Source organism: Kocuria kalidii (assembly GCF_044462225.1).
GTDB lineage: Bacteria > Actinomycetota > Actinomycetes > Actinomycetales > Micrococcaceae > Kocuria > Kocuria kalidii.
The window spans coordinates 55,565-75,137 of sequence record NZ_JBISWJ010000078.1 but is presented as its reverse complement, the minus strand read 5'-3'; the positions used below and the strand labels follow the sequence as shown (position 1 = coordinate 75,137).

The following is a 19,573-nucleotide window of genomic DNA, read 5'->3' as shown; positions in this document are numbered from 1 at the left end:
CCCCGCGGAACGGCGCAGTCCTCACCCGGTCCGGCGGCGAGCGAGGACCGCGGCACCGGGTCCCGTGAGCTCGTCGGAGCCCACCGGGCGCCCGGAGACCGCCAGCAGGAGCGCGAGGACGGGGCCGTGCACCTCCGGGCCCGTGCCGACGGCCAGGTCGGCATCGGTCGCCACGAGGCGCAGCCCCGCCCCGCGCTCCCTGCCCCCGCCGAGTCTTCCACCGGTCCGCAGCTGGTACCGCAGGGCCTCGGCCACGTGGGCGGCCGGACAGGCGCGGCGGACGGAGAGCGGGCGCCGGATGTCCTCCCCGTGCACGAAGACCTCCACCAGCCGGGCGGCCCGCGGTGCCGGAGCGCTCGTGGTGCGTCCGCTCACCGCCCGGAACGCGGCCAGCGTGCCGCCCGGATCCGCCCGGCGCTCCCGCGCGATCCCCCGGTCGTTGCAGCGGTCGAAGTCGAAGCCGGAGGCCGCGAGGCGGCCGAGGAAGCCCAGGCGCGTGGTCCTCGCGTCGTCGACGAGGTGGGCCAGGACGTCGTGGACGTCCCAGCCGGGGCACAGCGAGGGGGTGGCCCACTGCTGCGCCGGCAGGTCCTCGAGGTCCCGGATCAGCGCCCGGCGCTCGGCGTGGACCACGGACCAGATTTCGCTCATGCTGATCCCCGCTCGCCGACGTCGCCGCCGGAGCCGACCGGGTCGACGGAGCTGACAGGGCTGGCGGAAATGCTTGCGTCGCGGTCCGGTGCCATGCTCGAACGCTACTCAGCCGAGCGCGTCCTGGGAACGCCCGGGTGGTCGGCGGCGGCGGATCAGCCCGCCGTGATCTGCAGCCGAGGCGTGAGCCGCACCCACCCCTCGGGCGTCTCCTCGGGCAGGACGTCGGCCGCGGTCGGAGCTGCGCCGGGGCCCGCCGTGGGCTAGCGGACGTGCTCCCGCAGGAAGGCGACCGCGCGCTCCCAGGCCGTGGCCGCGGCGTCGGGCCGGTGGTTCGGCGGGTTCTGGTCGTTGTGGAAGGCGTGCGGGGCGTCGTAGTAGTGGAACTCCACCACCGGCGCGACGGACTCGCGGCGGAGCTGCCCCTCGAGGGCCTCGGCCTGCTCCACCGGATAGGACGAGTCCTCCCGGCCGTAGTGGCCCTGCACTGCCGCATGCACCCCGTGGAAGGCCTCCGGGACGCCCTGGCCCACCCCGTAGAAGGGTACGGCGGCGCCGACCCGCTCGCCCTGGGCGGCGGCCAGGGCGAGGACGAACCCGCCGCCCATGCAGAAGCCGATTGCCCCGACCGTGGAGCTGGTGACCGCCTCGTGGTCCAGCAGGACGTCGACGGACCCGGCGAGCAGGCGGACGCCCTCGTCCTCGGGCAGCCGGGACATCATCTCCGCGGCCTCCTCGCCGTCGTGGGTGATGGACCCGCCGTAGAGGTCCGGGGCCAGTGCCACGAAGCCCGCGTCGGCGAGCCGGTCGGCCACGTCCCGGATGTGGTCGGTCAGCCCCCACCACTCCTGGACGACGATCACCCCGGGGCCGCGGCCGGCGGCCGGCAGCGCCAGGTAGCCGTGGGCCTGTCCCCCGGCCGAGGGGAAGGTGACGTTCTGGTGCGGGGTGGTCTCCACTGCGGTGCTCCTCCACGGTTCGGCGTGCGTCGGGCCAGTGTAGGCAGGAGTGTGGACAGCGGCTCCCCGCCGCAGAGGGGATGATCGGTGATCAGTTGTGTTTGCTTTCATACACGTCTCGACGGTCCGCAGGACCGCCCGATCCAGCACAGAAGCCAGGAACCATGCCCCAGCCCGGTGCCGCCGGCCCGCATCGGAGAGCGTCTCCCCGACGGCGCAGCAGGACGTGGCGGGCGACGCCGGCCGCGGGTGCCGTGCTGCTGCTCCTGCTCTGGATCGCCCCCGGGCTCCTCCAGGACCACGCGCTGCCGGCCGTCCGCCCCTATCTGCCGAACGCGTCGGCACCACCGCCCGGGGTCGGAGCCGCGCCGGCCCCGCTCGGCGCGCCCCCGGAGGTCGCGGACGCGGGCGGCTACCGCTTCACGGACTCCCCCGATCCCGGCCAGCCGATGGTCGCCTACGACCCGTGCCGGACGGTGCGCTACGTCGTGCGCCCGGACGGTGCCCCGCCGGGCGGCCGGCAGCTCGTCGAGGAGGCGGTCGCCGAGATCTCCGCGGCCACCGGACTGCAGTTCGTGCCCGCCGGAACGACGACGGAGGCCCCCGCGGACCGGCGTGCGCCCTACCAGCCGGAGCGGTACGGCCGGCAGTGGGCGCCCGTGCTGATCACGTGGTCCGACGAGACCGAGGTGCCGGGGCTGGCCGGGGACGTCGTGGGCCTCGGCGGCAGCACGGCCCGGCAGGCGCCCGGTCAGCCGTTCGTCTACGTCACCGGCCAGGTCGCCCTCGACGCCCCCGGCCTGGCGCAGGTGCTGGATCGCCCGGGCGGAGCGGCCCACGTCCGCGCGACCGTCGTCCACGAACTGGCGCACGTGGTGGGGCTCTCCCACGTGGACGACCCCGCGCAGCTGATGCACCCGGCGGGCGGGACGACGGTCCTCGCCGCGGGCGACCGGGCGGGTCTGGCCAGGCTGGGCGCCGGGGAGTGCGTGCCGCGGCTGTGATCCGGACGGGCCCGGTGCGCACCCCCGGTCACCCCGCGAGCGCCCCGCCGAGTCTCTGCCGCGGCCCGGAGCCGCAGGTCACAGCGGCATCGGTGAACGTCCGGGGCATCGTCGTTCGCCGTCATGTTCCCCGGGCGCCACCGGGCGGCCACGACCCGGACCTACGCTCGGCGCATGCGCAGAGTCCCAGCAGCCGCCGCGCTGGCCGCGGCCATGTTCTTCACGACGACCCCGGGGGCGGCGGCCCACGACGACGGTCCGGGCCGCGGACCCGCGACCGCGCCCGTGCTCGAGCAGCGCGCGACCCTCTCCGCCGACCACCTCGCCGAGGGCCCGCCGTCCGGAGCGGACGCGACACCGGCGAACGGCCGCACCGGCCCCTTCGGCGGCCAGGTGATCCCCGGCTTCTCCGCCGTGGTCGACCACGGCGACGGCACCTTCTGGGCCATGCCGGACAACGGCTTCGGCACCCGGGAGAACTCCGCCGACTTCCTGCTGCGGCTCTACCGCATCGCCCCGCAGTGGGAGACCGCCGAGGGCGGGGCCGGGGAGATCGAGATCCAGGACGTCGTGTCGCTGCGCGATCCGCACCACCGGATCCCCTTCCCGGTGGTCCACGAGGACACCGACGAACGGCTGCTGACCGGCAGCGACTTCGACGTCGAGTCCGTGGTCCGCCAGCCGGACGGCACCTTCTGGATCGGCGAGGAGTTCGGCCCCTTCCTGCTGCACGTGGACGCCCAGGGCGTGGTGCTCGAGGAGCCCGTCCCGCTGGCCGACGTCCGCGAGGGCGGCGAGGGCACGCTCGAGTCGCCGCAGAGCCCCTACCTCGAGGACGGGGAGCGGCCCGCCGTCGGCGCCAGCAAGGGCTTCGAGGCCCTGGCGGGCTCGAAGGACGGCCGCTACCTCTACCCGGTCCTGGAGGGCGCCCTCGCCGGCGACGACCCGCGCCGCCGGCTGGTCCTGGAGTTCGACACGAAGGAGCGGGAGTACACCGGCCGCACGTGGGACTACGAGACGGACACCGACGCCAACCTCGTGGGCGACGCCTTCCTGACGGAGCAGCACCGGCTGCTGGTCCTCGAGCGCGACGACCTCGACGGCGCCGCGGCGGTCACCAAGCGCGTCTACGCCGTCGACCTGCGCCGCACGGACGACTCGGGGCACCTCGAGAAGGAGCTGGTCGCCGATCTGCGGGCCATCGACAACCCGGCCGGCATCGGCACGGAGTCCTCCCCCGACGCCTACGGCGTGGGCGCGGACTTCTCCTTCCCCCAGCAGTCGGTCGAGGTGGTCCTGCAGCTGCGCGACGGCCGCCTGCTGGTCGGCAACGACAACAACTACCCGGGCAACGACGCCCGCCTCCCCGGCACCCCGGACGACACCGAGCTCATCGTGCTGGGCCGCGAGCGCCTCGAGCCCGGGGCCGGGACCGGCACCGAGGTGATCGGTCACCGCGGCGCCTCGGGCTACCGGCCCGAGCACACGCTGGCCTCCTACCAGCTGGCCGTGACCCAGTGCGCGGACTACATCGAGCCCGACCTCGTCCCCACCCAGGACGGGGAGCTCGTGGCCCGGCACGAGAACGAGATCGGCGGGACCACGGACGTCGAGGACCGCCCGGAGTTCGCCGAGCGGCGCACCACGAAGGTGGTCGACGGCGTCGAGGTCACCGGCTGGTTCACCGAGGACTTCACGCTGGCCGAGCTGCGCACCCTGCGCGCGGAGGAGCGCATCCCGCTGCTGCGGCCGGGCAGCGCCGCCTTCGACGGCCTCTACCCGGTCCCGACCTTCGAGGAGGTCGTGGACCTCGCCCGGCGCTCGCGCACGTGCGACGGCGAGCCCGTGGGGATCGCGCCCGAGCTCAAGCACCCCACGTACTTCGACTCGATCGGGCTCTCCCTGGAGGAGAAGGTCGTCGAGGTGCTCGAGGCCAACGGCTACGGCGACGCGGAGGACCCGGTCGTGCTCCAGAGCTTCGAGACCGCCGGCCTGCGCGAGCTCGACGGCATGACCGACGTGGACCTGGCCCAGCTCGTGAACTGCTCGGGCGCACCCTTCGACCTGGCCGCGGCCGGCGATCCGCGCACGTACGCCGACCTCACGACGGCCGAGGGCCTGGCGGAGATCGCGTCCTACGCCGACGTCCTCGGCGCCTGCAAGGACGTCATGATCCCGCGGGAGGCCGACGGCACCCTCGGCGCGCCGACGCCCGTCATCGCCGACGCCCACGCCGCGGGCCTGGAGGTCCACGGCTGGACCTTCCGGGCGGAGAACTTCTTCCTGCCGGCGGAGCACCGCTCGGGCATCGATCCGCGGGCGTTCGGCGACCTGGCCGGCGAGATCGAGGTGTTCGTGGAGGCCGGCATGGACGGGCTCTTCGCCGACCACCCGGATCTCGCGGTCGCGGCCGTGGCGGACCTGCCCTGACGGCACGTCCCGACGACGGCGTCCGGGGAACTGTCCGGCTGCCCGTGCAGGCCGTCCTGCCCGCAGGGACCCGTCAGTCGCTGGGGCCGCCCAGGTCATCGTCGTCGTCGGGAGGTCTCGCTCCGCGCCGGGAGAACCCGACGAGGAGCGAGGCCATCGCGGTGATCAGCACCGCGATCGCCGCGACCCAGACCGCCACGGTCCCGTAGCCGCCCGCCGACTCGTGCGGGTCCAGGAACGGATAGGGGTACCACCAGGGGTTGCCGGTGCCCTCGTCCAGCACGAACGGGGCCCGTACCAGCGTGCAGGCCGCCCACAGCACCGGGTAGACCACGATCCCCCCGACCGTGCGCCACCGCACCGGGCTCCGTCCCGGGGCCAGCAGCCAGTCCAGCAGCGCGTAGACCGGGACGATCGTGTGCAGCACCTCGTTGGCCCACGGCTGCTCCAGGGCGGCCTCCTGCGGCAGCCCGCGCAGAAGGGCGTTGTAGACCACGCCGGTGGTGACCGTGTACGTCGTGGCCGCGGCGCGCAGGACCCCGAGCCACCGCGGCTCGGCGCCCCGCCGGGCCAGCAGGAACCACGCCCCGAGCGCGAACACCACGGCGTGGAACAGCGAGGTCTGGATCGTGAAGTAGCTGAAGAAGTTGGCGACGTCGACCGCGAGGTGCTGGTCCCCGCGCTCGACCCAGAACCGCAGATAGGCCTGCAGCCGCCCGGCCACGGCCACGACCAGGGCCAGTCCCGTCAGCACGCGGGCCGCGGCGAAGAACCGTCTCATGTCCGCCTCCTCCGGTGCCGCAATCTACCCTGCCCCGCCGACCTGCGAGAATAGGCCTCCATCCACCACCACCGTCCGGGGCGGAGGCCACACCGTGCGCAGGACCGGGGCACCGCAGGCACGACGGGCTGGCGCCCGGCGGGCGGTGCTCGTCCCGCTCGTGGTCGTCCTGGCCGCCCTGACCGGGTGCACCCCGCAGGCCCGGGAGGGCGCGTCCCCCGCCGCACGGGCGCTCGCCGACCTGCCCGTCGAGGACGCCGGCGCCGGCGAGGACTACGACCGGCTCGCGCAGTTCGGGGAGTGGGCCGATCCGGACGGCAACGGCTGCGACGCCCGCAACGACGTCCTGGCCCGGGACCTGACCGGTGTCGTCGTCGCCGGCGACGGGTGCACGGTCCTCTCCGGGACCCTCGAGGACCCCTACACGGGGCTGACCGTCGCGTTCGAGCGCGGACCGCTGACCTCCGCCGACGTGCAGATCGACCACGTGGTGGCGCTGCGGAACGCGTGGGACTCCGGCGCCGACCGGCTCGGCCGGGAGGACCGCGCCTCCCTGGCCAACGACCCCTTGAACCTGCGGGCCGTGGACGGGCCGACCAACGGGGAGAAGTCCGCCTCGGACGCGGCCGGGTGGCTGCCGCCGCACGAGTCCTTCCGCTGCGAGTACGTGGCCACCCAGATCGCGGTCAAGGCCCGCTACGGGCTCTCCGTGACGGCCCCCGAGCGGGACGCCATGGCGGACGTGCTGGCCGGGTGCCCGGGACAGGGCGTGCCCGGCGACGTTCCTCCCGCGCGGGACACCGCGGGACCGTCCGGCACGGACCGCTCGCCGGCGGCGGGGGTCCACTACGCGGACTGTGCCGCCGTGCGCGCGGCCGGCGCGGCTCCCCTGCGCTCGGACCACCCCGGCTACCGCCCGGCGCTGGACCGCGGTGGGGTCGAGGGTCTGGCCTGCGAGGGGTAGCAGGGCTCCGACGACGGTGCTGGACACCACAAGCAGTTGTCCGACTTGGGGCTTAGGGTTCCCCGTGGGGGGCAGCTGACGGACGGATCGCACCGTGCTCGTCATGGACCACCCCGTCGTCCGCCCCGGGGGACAGCTCCGTCCTGCGCGCGGGGCGGAACCCGCCGCGGGTCCGTCCGCCGTCCGCCACCCCGTCAGGAGCCGCCATGTCCCGTCCGACCGCCCACAGCCCAGGCCTCGCCTACAACGCCAACGGGCTGCGCTCGTTGTCCCTGCCGGCCGCCGTCCGGCTCCTCGCCGACTCCGGCTACGCCGGCATCGAGCTGTCCCTCAACCGTCAGCACGTGGATCCGTGGAGCTTCACCGACGCCGACGCCGCCGAGCTGCGCGCCGTGCTGGACGAGACCGGCCTGGTGGCGTGCAGCCTGGCCACCGGGGACCCGCTGCTGCTGAGCGAGCGCCCGTTCGAGCCCGCCCTCGTGGACGCCGACCCGGCCGCCCGCGAGCGCCGGATGGACCTGCTGCGCCGCGCCGTGCGCATCGGCGTGCGGATCGGCGTGCCGATCGTGGTCTTCTCGACCGGCCGGCTCACTCCCGGCGCGGACCCGGAGGAGGCCCTGCGCGTGCTGGACCGCTCCGTGGCCGAGCTCCTGGACGTGCTGGAGCGCGAGCTGCGGGCGGCCGGCGCGGCCCCGGGCTCCACCGTGCTGGGCATCGAGCCCGAACCCGGTTTCCTCGCCGAGACGAACGCCCAGGTCGCAGGCATCATCGAGCGTGCCGGCTCCGACTCCCTGTGGCTGAGCCAGGACCTCGGGCACACCGTGGTGGTCGAGGAGGACGCGCTGGCGTCCCTGCGGCACCACCTGCCCGTCACCCGCCACCTGCAGGTCGAGGACATCGCCGGGCGCGTCCACGCCCACCTGGTCCCCGGTGACGGGGACATCGACTTCGGCGCGGTCGGCCGGGTCCTGCACGAGGAGGAGTTCACCGGGTGGGTCAGCGTGGAGCTCTACGACCACGACGACGTGCACGAGCACTCCGTCCCGGACAGCCGCCGGTTCCTCCTGGACCACCTCCCCTCCCTCGGCGGTCTCGACCGCGCGGGGGCCCGCCGTTGAGCGGGGTGGGCGCGGGGACCACGCTGCTGCGCCAGCTCGGTGACCTGAAGCGGCTGCGCGACGCCCGCGGCCCCGGCTCGCTCGCGGACCGGGCCTTCGTGCGCGGCTGGCGCCGCCTGGTGCAGGGCGAGGAGTTCGAGCGGATCGCCCTCGAGGAGACCGCCCGGGCCCTGGTCGCCACCCGGCTCGCCGGCGTCGACGGCTCCGTGCTGCGCCGGGCCGGCCTCGACCGGGCCGAGTCCCTGGAGGTCCTGGAGCGGGCGTTCGACGCCGCCCTGGCGGTCGGCGGCCCGGAGCTCGGCGACACCGGCGACCTGCGCGCCGTCCTGCCGCAGCTCGTGGACGCCGAGGACGACGCCGCGGCGGACCGGGACCGGGTGCCGCCGTTCGTGCTGGCGCTCGTGGACCAGCCGCGGGCGGGTGCCACGCACCCCAGCACCCCCCGGATCATCGTGGAGCCCCCCGAGAGCCACGGGGACCACTGCTTCGTCACGGCGGTCTACTCCGCCCTGCTCGCCCCCCGCCACGGCGTGTCCCGCGGGGACGCGTTCGTGGTGGCCATGGCCCACCACCTGCCCAACGGGGACCTGCCCGACGCCGGGTACGCCGGCGAGGTGCTGCTCGGCGAGCACTACCTGCGCATCCTGGACGCCCTGGAGCGGCGCTCGCTGGAGCAGCTCCCCGAGGAGCTCGCCGGGCGGCTGCGCACCCTGCTGCCGCAGCGCGAGACGGCGGAGACCCCGGTGGGCCGGGTGTTCAACGCCGCCGACGTCCTCGACCGGGTCCTGCAGGTGCACCACCACGCGCGGGCCGCGGCGTTCACGGCGTCCCAGGCGCTGGAGGACCTCGACATCGTGCACCCCGGCACGGTCCAGACCTACCAGCTCGGCGTGCTCGCCGACGCGGGACTGGGGATCCGGTGAGCGCGCCGCAGCCCGTGGGCTGGGTCGTCGCCGGGGCCGGCTGGGTGGCCAGCGACCACATGGCGCCCGCCATCGCGGCCTCGCCCGGCAGCCGGGTGGTCGCCGTCGTGGACCGGGACCTCGCGGCCGCCGAGCGGCTGGCCGCCCGGTTCCCCGGGGCCCGGGCCTGCCGGGACGTGGCCGGGGCGGCCGCGGTGCCGGGGGCGCAGGTCGTCTACGTGGCCACCCCCAACCACGCCCACCGCCCCGTGGTGGAGGACGCCGCGGCCGCCGGGCTGGCGGTGCTGTGCGAGAAGCCCCTGGCGGCGTCGCTCTCCGACGCCCGGGAGCTCGTCGCCGCGTGCGCCGCGGCGGGGATCTTCGCCGCCACGGCCTACGACCAGCGGTTCCACCCCGCCCACCGGACCGCCGCCCGGCTGGTGGCCTCGGGGGCGCTGGGCACGGTGACGGCCGTGCGCATCGTCTACGGGTGCTGGCTGCCGCCGGACTGGGTGCCCGAGAACCACCCCGGGCACGACAACTGGCGTGCCGACCCCGCCCGGGCCGGCGGCGGCGCCTACGTGGACCTGGCCCCGCACGGCATCGACCTCGTCGGCGCCCTGCTCGGGGAGGACCTCGTCCGGGCCACCACGCTCCAGCAGCAGCGGGTCCAGGACTACCCCGTGGACGACGGCTCCGTGCTCGTCGGCACGACCGCCTCCGGCGTGCTCGTGAGCATCCACAACTCCTACAACACCGCCGACACCCTTCCCCGGCGGCGGCTGGAGATCGTCGGCACGCGGGCCCAGCTCGTGGCCACGAACACGATGGGCCAGGACGCCGGCGGGCGGCTCGAGCTGATCGACGCCGCCGACGGCACATCCGCCCCGGTGCCCTTCGACACCGGGCTCTCGCCCTTCACCGCCCAGGTGCAGGCCGTGGAGGCGGCCCTCACCGACCCCGGCCGCACCGCGTGGCCCTACCCCATGGACCGGGACCTGCGCCTGCTGGGTCTCATGCACGACGCCCTGCCCGTGACCACGTCCGACGACTTCGAGGAGCTTCTCCGATGACCGACCCGCACTCCGCCCACGAGGCCCGGGACCGGCGCGACGCCGAGCTGGCCGTCCTGCCCACCCGCGCGAACCCCGCCCACGTGGCCTACTCCTGCGACAACTGCGGCCACTGGCAGCGCTGGTTCGCCGCCACCCCGCCGCCCCTGTGCCCCGTCTGCGCCGACGTGCGCAACGAGCTCCCCCGGGACGGCTTCACGTTCCGCACGGCCGCCGAGGTGGACCGGCTGGTCACCACGTCCTGGCGCGAGGCCGTGCCGGGCGTCACCGAGTTCTACACCGACCCGGACATCGGCCTCGGCAGCCACGGCTGGGTCCTCGAGACGGACTCCGGGCTGCTGGGCTTCGAGGCCACCGGCTGGTACAGCCAGGACGCCCTGGCCGAGCTGCGCCGCCGCGGCGGACTCTCCGCCCTCGCCTCGAGCCACGTGCACGGCTTTGGCGCGCTGTGGCAGCTGCAGGACGAGCTCGACCCGCCCGTGCTGGCGGTCGGGGTGGACGACCTGCCCTGGACCAAGGCGTTCCGCGTGACCTACCCGGCCGACGAGACGCTGCTGCTGGCCAAGGACGTCACCCTGCACCGCACCGGCGGGCACTTCCCCGGGCACAGCGTGCTGCACGACGCCGGGCGCGGCCTGCTCTTCTGCGGGGACTCCCTGAAGATCGACCTGCACCCCGACGGCAGCGCGCGGGCGCTGAGCGCCCACAAGGCGTTCCACGCCCAGATCCCGCTGTCCCGGCGGGAGCTGAGCCACATGCGCGAGATCGTCGGGGCGCTGTCCTTCGACACCGTCTTCAGCCCCTTCGAGTTCGCCGCCGGGGTGACCACCGCGCACGTGGTCGCCCTGATCGACCACATGCTGTCCCGGCCGCCCTCGGCGGCCCCGGTGCCCATGGACGAGCTGCGGCCCGCCACGACGGTGCTCGCATGAGGGCCGCCGCACACCCGCTCGTCGTCGAGCACCCGGTCAGCACCGGGGACGACCACCGCGTGACGGACGACTACCGGCGCGCCGCCGGGGACGGCGCGACCGTCGAGTTCCCGACCCACCGCATGGACACGATCGGCGTGCCCTCCTGGTGGACGCTCGCCTCCCACGGCGCCGGGCTCGCGGGCGGCCACGGCTACGGCGGCACGGACGCCGACGCCCGCCGCTCCAGCTGGGGGGAGGCGGCCGAGATCGGGCTGCACTCCCGGCACGTCGTCGGGCTGCCCTTCCGCCGCGACTCCTACGCGGGCCTGCGGGCGGCCGAGGGCGCGGACGCGGTCGTCGACCCGCCCACGCTCTGCCTGGACGCCGGCAGCCGCTACTCCCCCGAGACCCCGCTGAACTGGATGCCCGTGCAGCGGCTGTCCACCGGAGGCACGGTGTGGGTGCCTGCGGACATGGTGCTGCGGGACCGGCACCTGGTTCCCCCGGGGATGGTCGACGACCCGCCCGAGGAGCGGCTGGTCACCCGGATGGGCAACGGCATGGGGGCCGGGGACACCCTGGACCGGGCGATCGCCCACGGTCTCGGCGAGCTGCTGCAGCGCAACGGCAACGGCACCCGGTTCCGCGCCATGGACACCGGCGTGGTCGTGGACCTCGGCCCGGACGACCGCGACGTCGCCGACCCGGTCACCCGCCGGACGCTCGCGGCGCTGCGCGCGGAGGGGGTGGACGTCATGGTGAAGCTCGCCGACGTCGGCCTCGGCGTCGTCGGGCTGTTCGTGGTGGGCACCGACGAGAACCCGCTGCAGCCCGTGATGGTCACGGCCGCCGGCGAGGCCGCCCACCCCGACCGCGAGGTCGCGCTGCGCAAGGCCCTACTGGAGTTCGTGGCCGCCCGCTCGCGCAAGGCCTTCACGCACGGCTCCCTCGAGGCGGTGCGCGCCATCACCCCGGACGGCTACCTGGAGCGCTACGCGGCCGACCCGGCCCGCGAGGAGCCCCGGGCGCTGCGGGGCATGCTGCGCTGGCTCGAGATGGGCAGCGACGAGCTGCGCGGTCTGCTCGGGCCGACCGTCCTGGCCCGCCGCTCCGGCGTCCCGTTCACCGACCTGCCGACCTGGCAGGCGCCGGCGGGGACCGACGAGCAGGCGGCGCTGCGCGCCCACCTCGTGGACGCCCTGGCGGCGGAGGGCCTGGAGGTCCTCGTGCTGGACTGCTCCGAGCCCGGCGCGGAGGTGGCCGCCGTGCGCGTCATCGTCCCGGGCCTCGAGGTCGAGATCATGAGCTACGGGCGCGTGGGCGAGCGCGGCGTCGCGGACCTGCTGGCCCGCGGCGACGGCCGGACCGGGCTGCACGGCATCGTGGGGCTCGGGGCGGCCGGGGAGCCGGGCGTGCCGGGCACGGCCGTGCCCGTGCACCTCACCGCCGAGGCGCAGGAGCGCCTGGGCGGACCGGCCTGGCTGGACCGGGCCGCCATCGACCGGGTGGTGGGCGAGGACCTGTACCCGCTCTACCGCGAGCCCGCGCTGCACGCGGCGGCCGTCGCCCGGGCGAAGGGGTGGTCCGCGTGAGGATCTGCTTCCTGAGCCGGCGCTACTGGCCGGCGGTGTCCGGGATGAGCGTGTACGCGGAGAACCTCATCGCGCAGCTGCGCGCCGACGGCCACGAGGTGGCACTGGTCTCGCAGTACCGCGGCGACGCCGCCGGCAGCGCGGTCTACGGCGGCGGCCCGCCCCCGGCGGAGCGCGTGCCGGCGGGGGTGCAGGTCGTGGGTCTCGAGTCGCTGGGCGAGCAGCGGGTCGCCGACGGTCTGCCCGCGGACTTCGAGCAGGACATCGCCGCCATGCGCGACGCCGTGCTGCGGCTGCACGCGGAGGAGCCGTTCGACGTCGTGCACGCCCAGTACGCCTGGCCCACCGGCATGGCGGCCCTGCAGGCCGCGACCCTGCTGGGCCTGCCCTGCGTCATCAGCGTGCAGGGCGGGGACGGGCACTGGGTGGGGCTGTGCTGCGCCGAGCACTCCGTGGGCATCCGCACCGTGCTGGACCGCGCCGACGCCGTGCTGATCGGCTCGGAGACCTTCGCGCAGGAGGTCACCGAGCACCACGGGACGCTGCCGGAGCGGTGCACCCTCATCGGCGGGGCCACCGACACCCGCGCGTTCACCCCCGGCTCGGACGACCGGCTCGCGGGCGCGCTCGACCGGGACGGCGACGGGGTCACGACCCTGCTGTTCCACGGCCGGGTGGACCGGCGCAAGGGCGTGCTGGACCTGCTGCACGCCCTGGCCGTGCTCCGCCGGGAGGGGCGCGCCGTGCGGCTGCTGGTCTCGGGCATCGGCCCCGACGTGGACGCCGTCTCGGAACTGGTCGGGCAGCTGGGACTGCAGGACGCGGTGGAGCAGACGGGCTACACCCCCTACGCCGGGGCCCCGGAGGTCTACCGCCGGGGCGACGTGTTCGTCTCGCCCACCCAGTCCGAGGGGTTCTCCAACACCATCCTGGAGGCGATGGCCGCCGGGCTGCCCGTGGTCACCACGCGCACGGTGGGCGTGGTCGACTGCGTGCGGGACGGGCAGAACGGCCTGCTGCACGAGGTGGGGGACGTCGACGGCCTGGCGGCGACGCTGCGCCGGGTGCTCGACGACCCGGCCCTGGCCCGTGCGCTGGCCGCCCAGGCCCTCGCCGAGGTCCGCGAGAAGTGGTCCTGGCCCGCCCTGACCGAGCGGATCGAGGACGTGTACGACCGGGTCGTGGGAGCGCCCGGGGACTCCTCCTGGACCCGGCTGCCCACCGCGGAGCGACCGACCTCGGGCGGCCGGGGGGTGGAGCCGGCCGAGCGGGCGGACTGCCCCTACCTGGCCGCCCCGCACCTGCTGTGAGCGGGCCCGGGACGGCACGGGACGCCGGGCCCCCCGTGGTGCTGGCCGTCTCCCCGCACCTGGACGACGCCGCCTTCTCGGCCGGGGCCCTCCTGGCCGGTCTGGCGGCGCGGGGCGCGCAGGTGCGGGTGGCCACCGTCTTCACCGCGAGCGTGCCCGGGCCCGAGGGGTTCGCCCTGGCCTGCCAGACCGACAAGGGGTTCGGCCCCGACGTCGACTACATGGCCCTGCGCCGGGCCGAGGACGAGGCGGCGATGGCGGCCCTCGGGGTGCGGGCCGTGCACCTGGGTCTCGCGGAGGCCCCGCACCGCGGGTACGCCGACGCCGCGGCGCTGTTCGGTCCCGTGGTGGCCGGTGACGAGGGCACCCCGGAGTCCGTGGCCGCCGCCCTGGCGCAGGAGCTGGCGGGTCCGGGGACACCGGCGCCGGACCTCGTGCTCGGCCCCGCCGGGCTGGGGGACCACGTGGACCACCGGCACGTCCGGGACGCCCTCGAGCTGGTCTCGCGCCGGCACGGGCCGCCCGTGTTGCGCTGGGACGACCTCCCCTACGCGCTGCGCCTGCCCTCCGGCGCCGGGGGTGCCCACGAGCGCCCGGCGACCGCCGCGGAGACGCGGGCCAAGCTCGCCGCCTGCGCGTCCTACCCGAGCCAGCTCGGCTTCCAGTTCGGGGACGTGACGGCCATGGCGGCCGCCCTGCGGTCGAGGTCCGAACGGTTCAGCGGCGATCCGGAGCGGACGGTGCCGGCGCGGCGGCCCGGCCCTCCGGTGGTGCGTCGCGCAGGTGCTGCCGGCCGGCCCGGCGGAGGCACCCGGTGATGCGGTGCAGCCGCTCCGAGTCCAGCGTCCAGGTCTGCCAGTACAGCGCGACGTCGTGGTGCGCGTGGTCCTCGAGCAGGTCCAGGGAGCCGTCGAGGAGGTCCGTCCCCAGCTGCAGCTCCGGGAGCATGCCCCAGCCGAGGCCGGCGCGCACGGCGGCGAGGAAGCCCTCGGCGGACGGGATCGTGTGCGTGGGCGGGAACCGCTCCACCCCGCGGGCGCGCAGGGCCTGGTGCTGCAGGTCGTCCTTGGCGTTGAACCGGAGCACGGGCATGCCCGCCCAGTCGACGCCGGCACCGGTGCTGAAGCGGCGGCGCAGCCCGGGGGCGGCCACGGGGAGGTAGCGCATGGAGCCCAGCCGCTCGACCCGGCACCCGTTGACGGGTGCCGGGTCGGCGGTCACGGCGCCCAGGACGTCGCCGTGGCGCAGGAGCCGGCTGCTGTGGTCCTGGTCCTCCACGTGCAGGTCCAGGGTGGTGTCCGCCCATTCGGCGGCCTCGCGCAGGACGGGCACGAACCAGGTGGCCAGGGAGTCCGCGTTGACGGCCACCGGTGTCACCGTGCGGGTCGAGGCGCCGCCGCCCAGGGAGTGCCGGGCCTCCGTCTCGAGAAGCTGCACCTGGCGGGCCGTGCGCAGCAGCACGGCCCCGGCCGCGGTCGGCGTGCACGGTGCGCCGCGGCGCACCACGACCTGCCCCACGGAGGTTTCCAGGGCCTTGATCCGCTGGCTGACGGCCGAGGGGCTGATCCCCAGCGCATCCGCCGCGGCCTCGAAGGTGCCCTCGTCGACGATCGCGGTCAGGGCGCGCAGGTGCTCGAAGTTCATGAAGCAAACCTAATGCACCCGGCAGATCATTCGTTTGTCTGCATCCCTCGAGCTGGCTAGCGTCGAGCCCATGTGGAGCATCTGGGGCACCGGCCTGGTCAGCGGCCTGGCACTGATCATCGCCATCGGGGCGCAGAACGCGTTCGTGCTGCGCCAGGGCATCCGCCGGGAGCACGTGGGCGTGGTCGTGGCCCTGTGCACGGTCAGCGACGCGGTGCTGATCCTCGGTGGCACCGCCGGGATCGGGGCACTGGTGTCCCGGTTCCCGGGGGCCCTGGACGTGCTGCGGTGGGGCGGTGCCGCCTATCTGGCGTGGTGGGCCGTCCGGTCCTTCGCGTCGGCGCTGAGACCGTCGTCCCTGGCCGCCGAGGCCCCGCGCTCACGGGGGTCGGTGATCGCCACCACCCTCGCGCTGACCTTCCTGAATCCCCACGTCTACCTCGACACCGTGGTGCTGCTGGGCAGCCTCGCCAACCAGCACGGCCCGGACACCCGGTGGGTCTTCGCCGCGGGGGCCGTGCTGGGCAGCGTCGTGTGGTTCTCGGCCCTGGGCTACGGCGCCCGGGTCCTCTCCGGGGTCCTGGACAGCCCGCGCACCTGGCGGGCGGTGGACCTGGTGATCGGCGTGGTGATGCTCGCCCTGGCCCTCAAGCTGGTCCTGGGCTGATCCCACCGCCGGACGCGGCGTCCCGGTGCCCGCCCCGGGGATCTCTGCGGGCCAGGCGGCGAGGACCCGGCCGGGCCGCGGCCGGGCCGCGTCCGCACCGACGTTCCTAGCAGCGCTCCGGGCCGGACCCCGCCGCACCGGGGTCGCCGTCCGGCGGGACCCGCTCCCCGACCCCCGGCTCCGGCGGCGCCGCCCCGGTCCAGGTGGCTCCCGGCCGCCGGGGCACCCCTGCGGCGAAGGCCTGCCGGACGGCCTCGGCCTGCTCCTCGGGGCCGGCGTGCTCGGCCGCGGCGATGACCGTGGCGAAGGCCTTCGTGTCCTGGACCAGCTCGGTGATCGTCTCGGGCGAGTCCACGCACCAGGCGTAGGCGGTCGCGTAGTCCACGGGGCGCCCGCCGGCGGTCACGGTCCCGCACTCGTCGATCTCCACGCTCATGCGTCCTCCTCGGTCGGGGCCCGGGCTGGGGGGAGACCGGGCGTACGGCGAGAGTACCCCGGGCGCCGCAGGTCAGCGGGGCGGCGGGACAGCAGGACGGTGGGGCAGCAGGACGGTGGGGCAGCAGGACGGTGGGGCAGCAGGACCGGCGCAGATCCCCCGCCCGGGCTCGGTCCCTCGACGGCGCACCACGGCGGGGACGTACCCGGACCGGCGCACGGTGACAACCTGTCGTCAGTGCATGTCAGGACCCGTCCCTAGACTGGACGGGTGCAGGCCTGGCTGGAGACCCTCCCCCTCGGTGCCGGGATTCTGTTCTTCTGGGCCGTGGCCATCGTGCGGACCACGCTCGTCTTCGGCCTGGGCCGCGCCGCCACGACCACCGGGAGCCGGCGCTCCGACCGGGTCCGCGGGCTCATGGGCACCGCCGTCTACCGGCGGGCCCAGAGGCTGGTGAACCGCTGGGGCGTCCTGGCCGTCCCGGCCTGCTTCCTGACCGTGGGCCTGCAGACCGCCGTCATCCTCACCACCGCCGTCACGGGCATGCCCCTGCGCCGCTGGATCCCCGCGATGCTCGTGGGCACCCTCATCTGGGGCGTCGTCTACGGCACCGTGGGCATGGCCGTGGTCTGGGCGTGGCTGGAGCAGCCGTGGGCGGTCGCGCCCGTCGTCGTCGGCGTGCTGCTGGTCGTGCTCGGCCGCAGTGTCCGCGCGCGGCGCCGGGCCCGCGGCGAGCGCCGTGACGAGACGCTGCCGATCTCCCGGTGACCGGCCCGGGGAGGCGGACGCCGTGCGCCCGGTCTCAGCGGATTCTTATGGACCCCGGGTAGCGTTCCGCCCGTGATGTCCACGCTGCACACCCTGGTGCCCCGCATGTCCGCCGCCGCCGTCTACGCCGCCGAGCGGCTGCTCGCCGAAGCCATCCACGACGAGCACGTCGGCGTCGACGCCGTGGTCGTGCTCGACGCCCTGGCCGAGCACGTCACCGCCGAGGAGGCTCCCGCGCTCGAGGCCGTCGCCGAGAACGCCCAGCTGACCCGGGAGGAGCTCGACGCCGCGCTGGACGACCTCGACGACCTGGGCTACCTCCAGGAGCTGACCGAGCACGCGCCGGCCCTGGCCAGGCTGCGCGCGTCGCCCCTCGGAACAGCCGCCTGACCCGGCCGCCCGTGTCATGAACCGCGCACCCGTTGTCCTGCCCCGGGAGCGGTCCTAGCGTGGAGAGGGCCATGCTGCTGCGGCGCGTCACGGGTCACAGCAGCTCCGACGACGACGAGGAAGGCAGGTCACCATGGCCGACGAGCCCCAGAGCCCCGTGAAGGATCCCAACTACAACCTGGTGTGGGCCCTCGAAGCGTCCCTGCACAACGTCTGGAAGATGGAGACGTACATCCAGGATGCCGAGGCCGCCGGCGACGACGAGCTGGCGCAGTGGTTCCGCAAGATCCAGAAGAACAACCGCAAGGCAGGTGAGCAGGGCAAGAAGATGCTCGCCGAGCGCCTGCAGCGGGAGGCCGGCTGACCGGGCCGTCCACCCCGGCACCGGTCGCGGAGCGGAACTGCCGTCTCCCGCGCACGAGCCCCGGCGCACCGGTGCGCCGGGGCTCGTGCGCGCACCGACGTGGTCGGACGGCAGCTCCTGGGCCGGCACGGCCCCGCCGCGGCCGACGCCCGCTGGGCCCCGGCGGGACGGTGGCCGGGAGGAGCTCAGTCCTGCGGGTCGGAGTCCTCGTTCTTGGGGTCCCCGTGCTCGTGCGGGACCGGGGTCATCTCGGTGGTCATGTCGGCGTCCTCGTTGGAGGCGGCGTCCTCGATGGGGTCGGGGCTGGATGTCGGCTGCTCGCTCATGGAGTGCTCCTTCGGAGATGGTGTGCGTGGGGATGGCGTGCGTGGGAACGGCGTGCGTGGGAGCGGCATGGGCCGCGATGGCGTGCTGCCCCCAGACTACGGCGGGACGACGACGCGCTCAGCCACCGGCCGCCGTGGCCTGCGGTGCGGTGAGGGCGGTGCCCCGCCCGCGTCCGCCGTCGGCGCGCTGCCGGTGCCCGGTGGAGAGCAGCCGCACGGCCTCGCGGGCGGCCGCCCGCCCCGCGCGGGTGGCGCCGAGGGTCGAGGCCGAGGCGCCGTAGCCGACCAGCAGCACCCGCGGCTCCCGGAGCACCCGCACCCCGTCCGTCCGGATGCCGCCGCCCGGTTCGCGCAGCCCCAGGGGGGCCAGGTGGTCCAGGGCGGGCCGGAACCCGGTGGCCCAGAGGATCGCGTCCGCCCGGACGTCCCGGCCGTCGGCGAGCACGACGCCCTCGGGCGTCACCGCCCGCAGCGGGCCGGCCGAGACGAGGATCCCGGCCTCGATCCCGGCCCGGTACTGCGCGGTCAGGGGCAGGCCGGTGGCCGAGACGACGCTGGCCGGCGGCAGCCCCGCCCGGGTCCGCTCGCCGACCCGGCGCTCCACGTCCCGCCCCCAGTCCGGATCGAACTCCCGGTCCGTGAACTGCGGGGGCCGGCGGGTGACCCACGTGGTGCCGGCCCCGGCCTCGGCGAGCTGGAGCAGGAACTGCACGGCGGAGGTGCCGCCGCCCACGACCACCACGTGCCGGCCGCGGAAGACCGACGCGGACCGGAAGTCGTGGGTGTGCAGCTGCCGCCCCCGGAAGGACTCACGCCCGGGGTAGTACGGCCAGTACGGGCGGTCCCAGGTGCCGGTGCCGTTGATCACCAGCTGCGTCCGCCAGGTGCCGGTGTCCGTGACCACCTCGAGCGGACCGTCGTCGGACTCCGCCTCCACCCGGCGCACCGCCACGGGACGGTGCACCGGCAGCTGGAAGCGGCGCTCGTACTCGCCGTAGTAGCGGGACACGACGGCGGAGGCCGGCTCGGCCGGATCCGGCGCTCCCAGGGGCAGCCCGGGCAGGTCGTGGATCCCGTGGGCGCCCCCGAGGGTGAGCGAGGGCCAGCGGTGCCGCCACGCTCCCCCGGGACCGGGATTGGCGTCGAGGACCACGAAGTCCTCCTCGGGGACCAGTCCCCGGCGCCGCAGGTGGTGAGCCGCGGACAGTCCCGCCTGTCCCGCCCCGACGACCACGACCTCCATGCCGGCACCCTCCATTGGTTGATGTATCACCAATGAT

Annotated in this window: 21 protein-coding genes; 14 read left to right on the top strand and 7 right to left on the bottom strand. The window is 75.4% G+C overall.

The annotated features are described in order from the left end of the window. Nucleotides 1–21: 21 nt before the first annotated feature. Both ACH9D3_RS11885 and ACH9D3_RS11880 read right to left on the bottom strand, forming a co-directional pair. Nucleotides 22–651 carry a maleylpyruvate isomerase family mycothiol-dependent enzyme gene (locus tag ACH9D3_RS11885; RefSeq protein WP_396411074.1) on the bottom strand — a complete coding sequence of 210 codons (630 nt, stop codon included), beginning with the start codon at nucleotides 649–651 and terminating at the stop codon, nucleotides 22–24. A 263-nt stretch (nucleotides 652–914) separates the two neighbouring features. Further along, nucleotides 915–1,610 carry a dienelactone hydrolase family protein gene (locus ACH9D3_RS11880; RefSeq protein WP_396411073.1) on the bottom strand — a complete coding sequence of 232 codons (696 nt, stop codon included), beginning with the start codon at nucleotides 1,608–1,610 and terminating at the stop codon, nucleotides 915–917. 254 nt (nucleotides 1,611–1,864) lie between these two features. Between ACH9D3_RS11880 and ACH9D3_RS11875 the strand changes: the two genes are divergently transcribed. Next, on the top strand, nucleotides 1,865–2,614 hold the full coding sequence (locus ACH9D3_RS11875; RefSeq protein WP_396411072.1) for a peptidase: 750 nt from the start codon (nucleotides 1,865–1,867) through the stop codon (nucleotides 2,612–2,614). A gap of 174 nt (nucleotides 2,615–2,788) precedes the next feature. Continuing rightward, entirely contained in the window at nucleotides 2,789–5,044 is a 2,256-nt protein-coding gene (locus ACH9D3_RS11870; RefSeq protein WP_396411071.1) for an esterase-like activity of phytase family protein, read from the top strand. A 73-nt stretch (nucleotides 5,045–5,117) separates the two neighbouring features. Here the strand turns inward: ACH9D3_RS11870 and ACH9D3_RS11865 are convergent, their stop codons facing one another. Next, complete coding sequence (locus tag ACH9D3_RS11865; RefSeq protein ID WP_396411070.1) at nucleotides 5,118–5,825, bottom strand: Pr6Pr family membrane protein; 708 nt, start codon at nucleotides 5,823–5,825, stop codon at nucleotides 5,118–5,120. A 94-nt stretch (nucleotides 5,826–5,919) separates the two neighbouring features. On the opposite strand from ACH9D3_RS11865, the gene ACH9D3_RS11860 reads away from it, so the two are divergent. The 8 genes from ACH9D3_RS11860 (at nucleotide 5,920) to ACH9D3_RS11825 (ending at nucleotide 14,516) form a co-directional block, all read left to right on the top strand. Beyond that, entirely contained in the window at nucleotides 5,920–6,789 is an 870-nt protein-coding gene (locus ACH9D3_RS11860; protein ID WP_396411069.1) for a GmrSD restriction endonuclease domain-containing protein, read from the top strand. 206 nt (nucleotides 6,790–6,995) lie between these two features. Beyond that, nucleotides 6,996–7,907: a TIM barrel protein gene (locus ACH9D3_RS11855; protein WP_396411068.1), complete on the top strand. Its 912-nt coding sequence runs from the start codon at nucleotides 6,996–6,998 to the stop codon at nucleotides 7,905–7,907. A 5-nt stretch (nucleotides 7,908–7,912) separates the two neighbouring features. After that, entirely contained in the window at nucleotides 7,913–8,830 is a 918-nt protein-coding gene (locus tag ACH9D3_RS11850) for an HD domain-containing protein (protein ID WP_396399472.1), read from the top strand. Further along, nucleotides 8,827–9,882, top strand: coding sequence for a Gfo/Idh/MocA family protein (locus ACH9D3_RS11845; protein WP_396411067.1), 1,056 nt, complete (start codon nucleotides 8,827–8,829; stop codon nucleotides 9,880–9,882). Before ACH9D3_RS11850 ends, ACH9D3_RS11845 begins: the two co-directional genes overlap by 4 nt. Then, nucleotides 9,879–10,814 carry an MBL fold metallo-hydrolase gene (locus tag ACH9D3_RS11840; RefSeq protein ID WP_396411066.1) on the top strand — a complete coding sequence of 312 codons (936 nt, stop codon included), beginning with the start codon at nucleotides 9,879–9,881 and terminating at the stop codon, nucleotides 10,812–10,814. Before ACH9D3_RS11845 ends, ACH9D3_RS11840 begins: the two co-directional genes overlap by 4 nt. Next, a complete protein-coding gene (locus ACH9D3_RS11835; protein WP_396411065.1) occupies nucleotides 10,811–12,388 on the top strand; it encodes a YcaO-like family protein in 1,578 nt (525 codons plus the stop codon). The genes ACH9D3_RS11840 and ACH9D3_RS11835 overlap by 4 nt, the downstream gene beginning before the upstream one ends. Beyond that, complete coding sequence (locus ACH9D3_RS11830; protein WP_396411064.1) at nucleotides 12,385–13,698, top strand: glycosyltransferase; 1,314 nt, start codon at nucleotides 12,385–12,387, stop codon at nucleotides 13,696–13,698. Before ACH9D3_RS11835 ends, ACH9D3_RS11830 begins: the two co-directional genes overlap by 4 nt. Continuing rightward, nucleotides 13,695–14,516 carry a PIG-L family deacetylase gene (locus ACH9D3_RS11825; protein WP_396411063.1) on the top strand — a complete coding sequence of 274 codons (822 nt, stop codon included), beginning with the start codon at nucleotides 13,695–13,697 and terminating at the stop codon, nucleotides 14,514–14,516. Before ACH9D3_RS11830 ends, ACH9D3_RS11825 begins: the two co-directional genes overlap by 4 nt. On the opposite strand, the gene ACH9D3_RS11820 is transcribed toward ACH9D3_RS11825, so the two are convergent. Next, entirely contained in the window at nucleotides 14,416–15,342 is a 927-nt protein-coding gene (locus tag ACH9D3_RS11820) for an ArgP/LysG family DNA-binding transcriptional regulator (protein WP_396411062.1), read from the bottom strand. The two genes, ACH9D3_RS11825 and ACH9D3_RS11820, sit on opposite strands and share 101 nt — an antisense overlap. 70 nt (nucleotides 15,343–15,412) lie before the next feature. On the opposite strand from ACH9D3_RS11820, the gene ACH9D3_RS11815 reads away from it, so the two are divergent. After that, nucleotides 15,413–16,009 (top strand): LysE/ArgO family amino acid transporter, encoded by a 597-nt coding sequence (locus ACH9D3_RS11815; RefSeq protein ID WP_396399426.1) that lies wholly within the window; start codon nucleotides 15,413–15,415, stop codon nucleotides 16,007–16,009. 106 nt (nucleotides 16,010–16,115) lie between these two features. Here ACH9D3_RS11815 and ACH9D3_RS11810 read toward each other — a convergent pair whose 3' ends face one another. Next, complete coding sequence (locus tag ACH9D3_RS11810; protein WP_396411061.1) at nucleotides 16,116–16,445, bottom strand: hypothetical protein; 330 nt, start codon at nucleotides 16,443–16,445, stop codon at nucleotides 16,116–16,118. Between the two features lie 270 nt (nucleotides 16,446–16,715). Here ACH9D3_RS11810 and ACH9D3_RS11805 point away from each other — a divergent pair, with 270 nt between their 5' ends. From ACH9D3_RS11805 to ACH9D3_RS11795, 3 genes are all read left to right on the top strand, one after another. Continuing rightward, nucleotides 16,716–17,213: a hypothetical protein gene (locus tag ACH9D3_RS11805; RefSeq protein ID WP_396399428.1), complete on the top strand. Its 498-nt coding sequence runs from the start codon at nucleotides 16,716–16,718 to the stop codon at nucleotides 17,211–17,213. Between the two features lie 72 nt (nucleotides 17,214–17,285). After that, on the top strand, nucleotides 17,286–17,603 hold the full coding sequence (locus ACH9D3_RS11800; RefSeq protein WP_396411060.1) for a hypothetical protein: 318 nt from the start codon (nucleotides 17,286–17,288) through the stop codon (nucleotides 17,601–17,603). Between the two features lie 133 nt (nucleotides 17,604–17,736). Next, nucleotides 17,737–17,967 carry a hypothetical protein gene (locus ACH9D3_RS11795; protein WP_396399430.1) on the top strand — a complete coding sequence of 77 codons (231 nt, stop codon included), beginning with the start codon at nucleotides 17,737–17,739 and terminating at the stop codon, nucleotides 17,965–17,967. A 185-nt stretch (nucleotides 17,968–18,152) separates the two neighbouring features. Here the strand turns inward: ACH9D3_RS11795 and ACH9D3_RS11790 are convergent, their stop codons facing one another. Continuing rightward, nucleotides 18,153–18,293 carry a hypothetical protein gene (locus ACH9D3_RS11790; protein WP_396399431.1) on the bottom strand — a complete coding sequence of 47 codons (141 nt, stop codon included), beginning with the start codon at nucleotides 18,291–18,293 and terminating at the stop codon, nucleotides 18,153–18,155. A gap of 118 nt (nucleotides 18,294–18,411) precedes the next feature. Then, nucleotides 18,412–19,536: an NAD(P)-binding domain-containing protein gene (locus ACH9D3_RS11785; RefSeq protein WP_396411059.1), complete on the bottom strand. Its 1,125-nt coding sequence runs from the start codon at nucleotides 19,534–19,536 to the stop codon at nucleotides 18,412–18,414. Nucleotides 19,537–19,573: the final 37 nt, after the last annotated feature.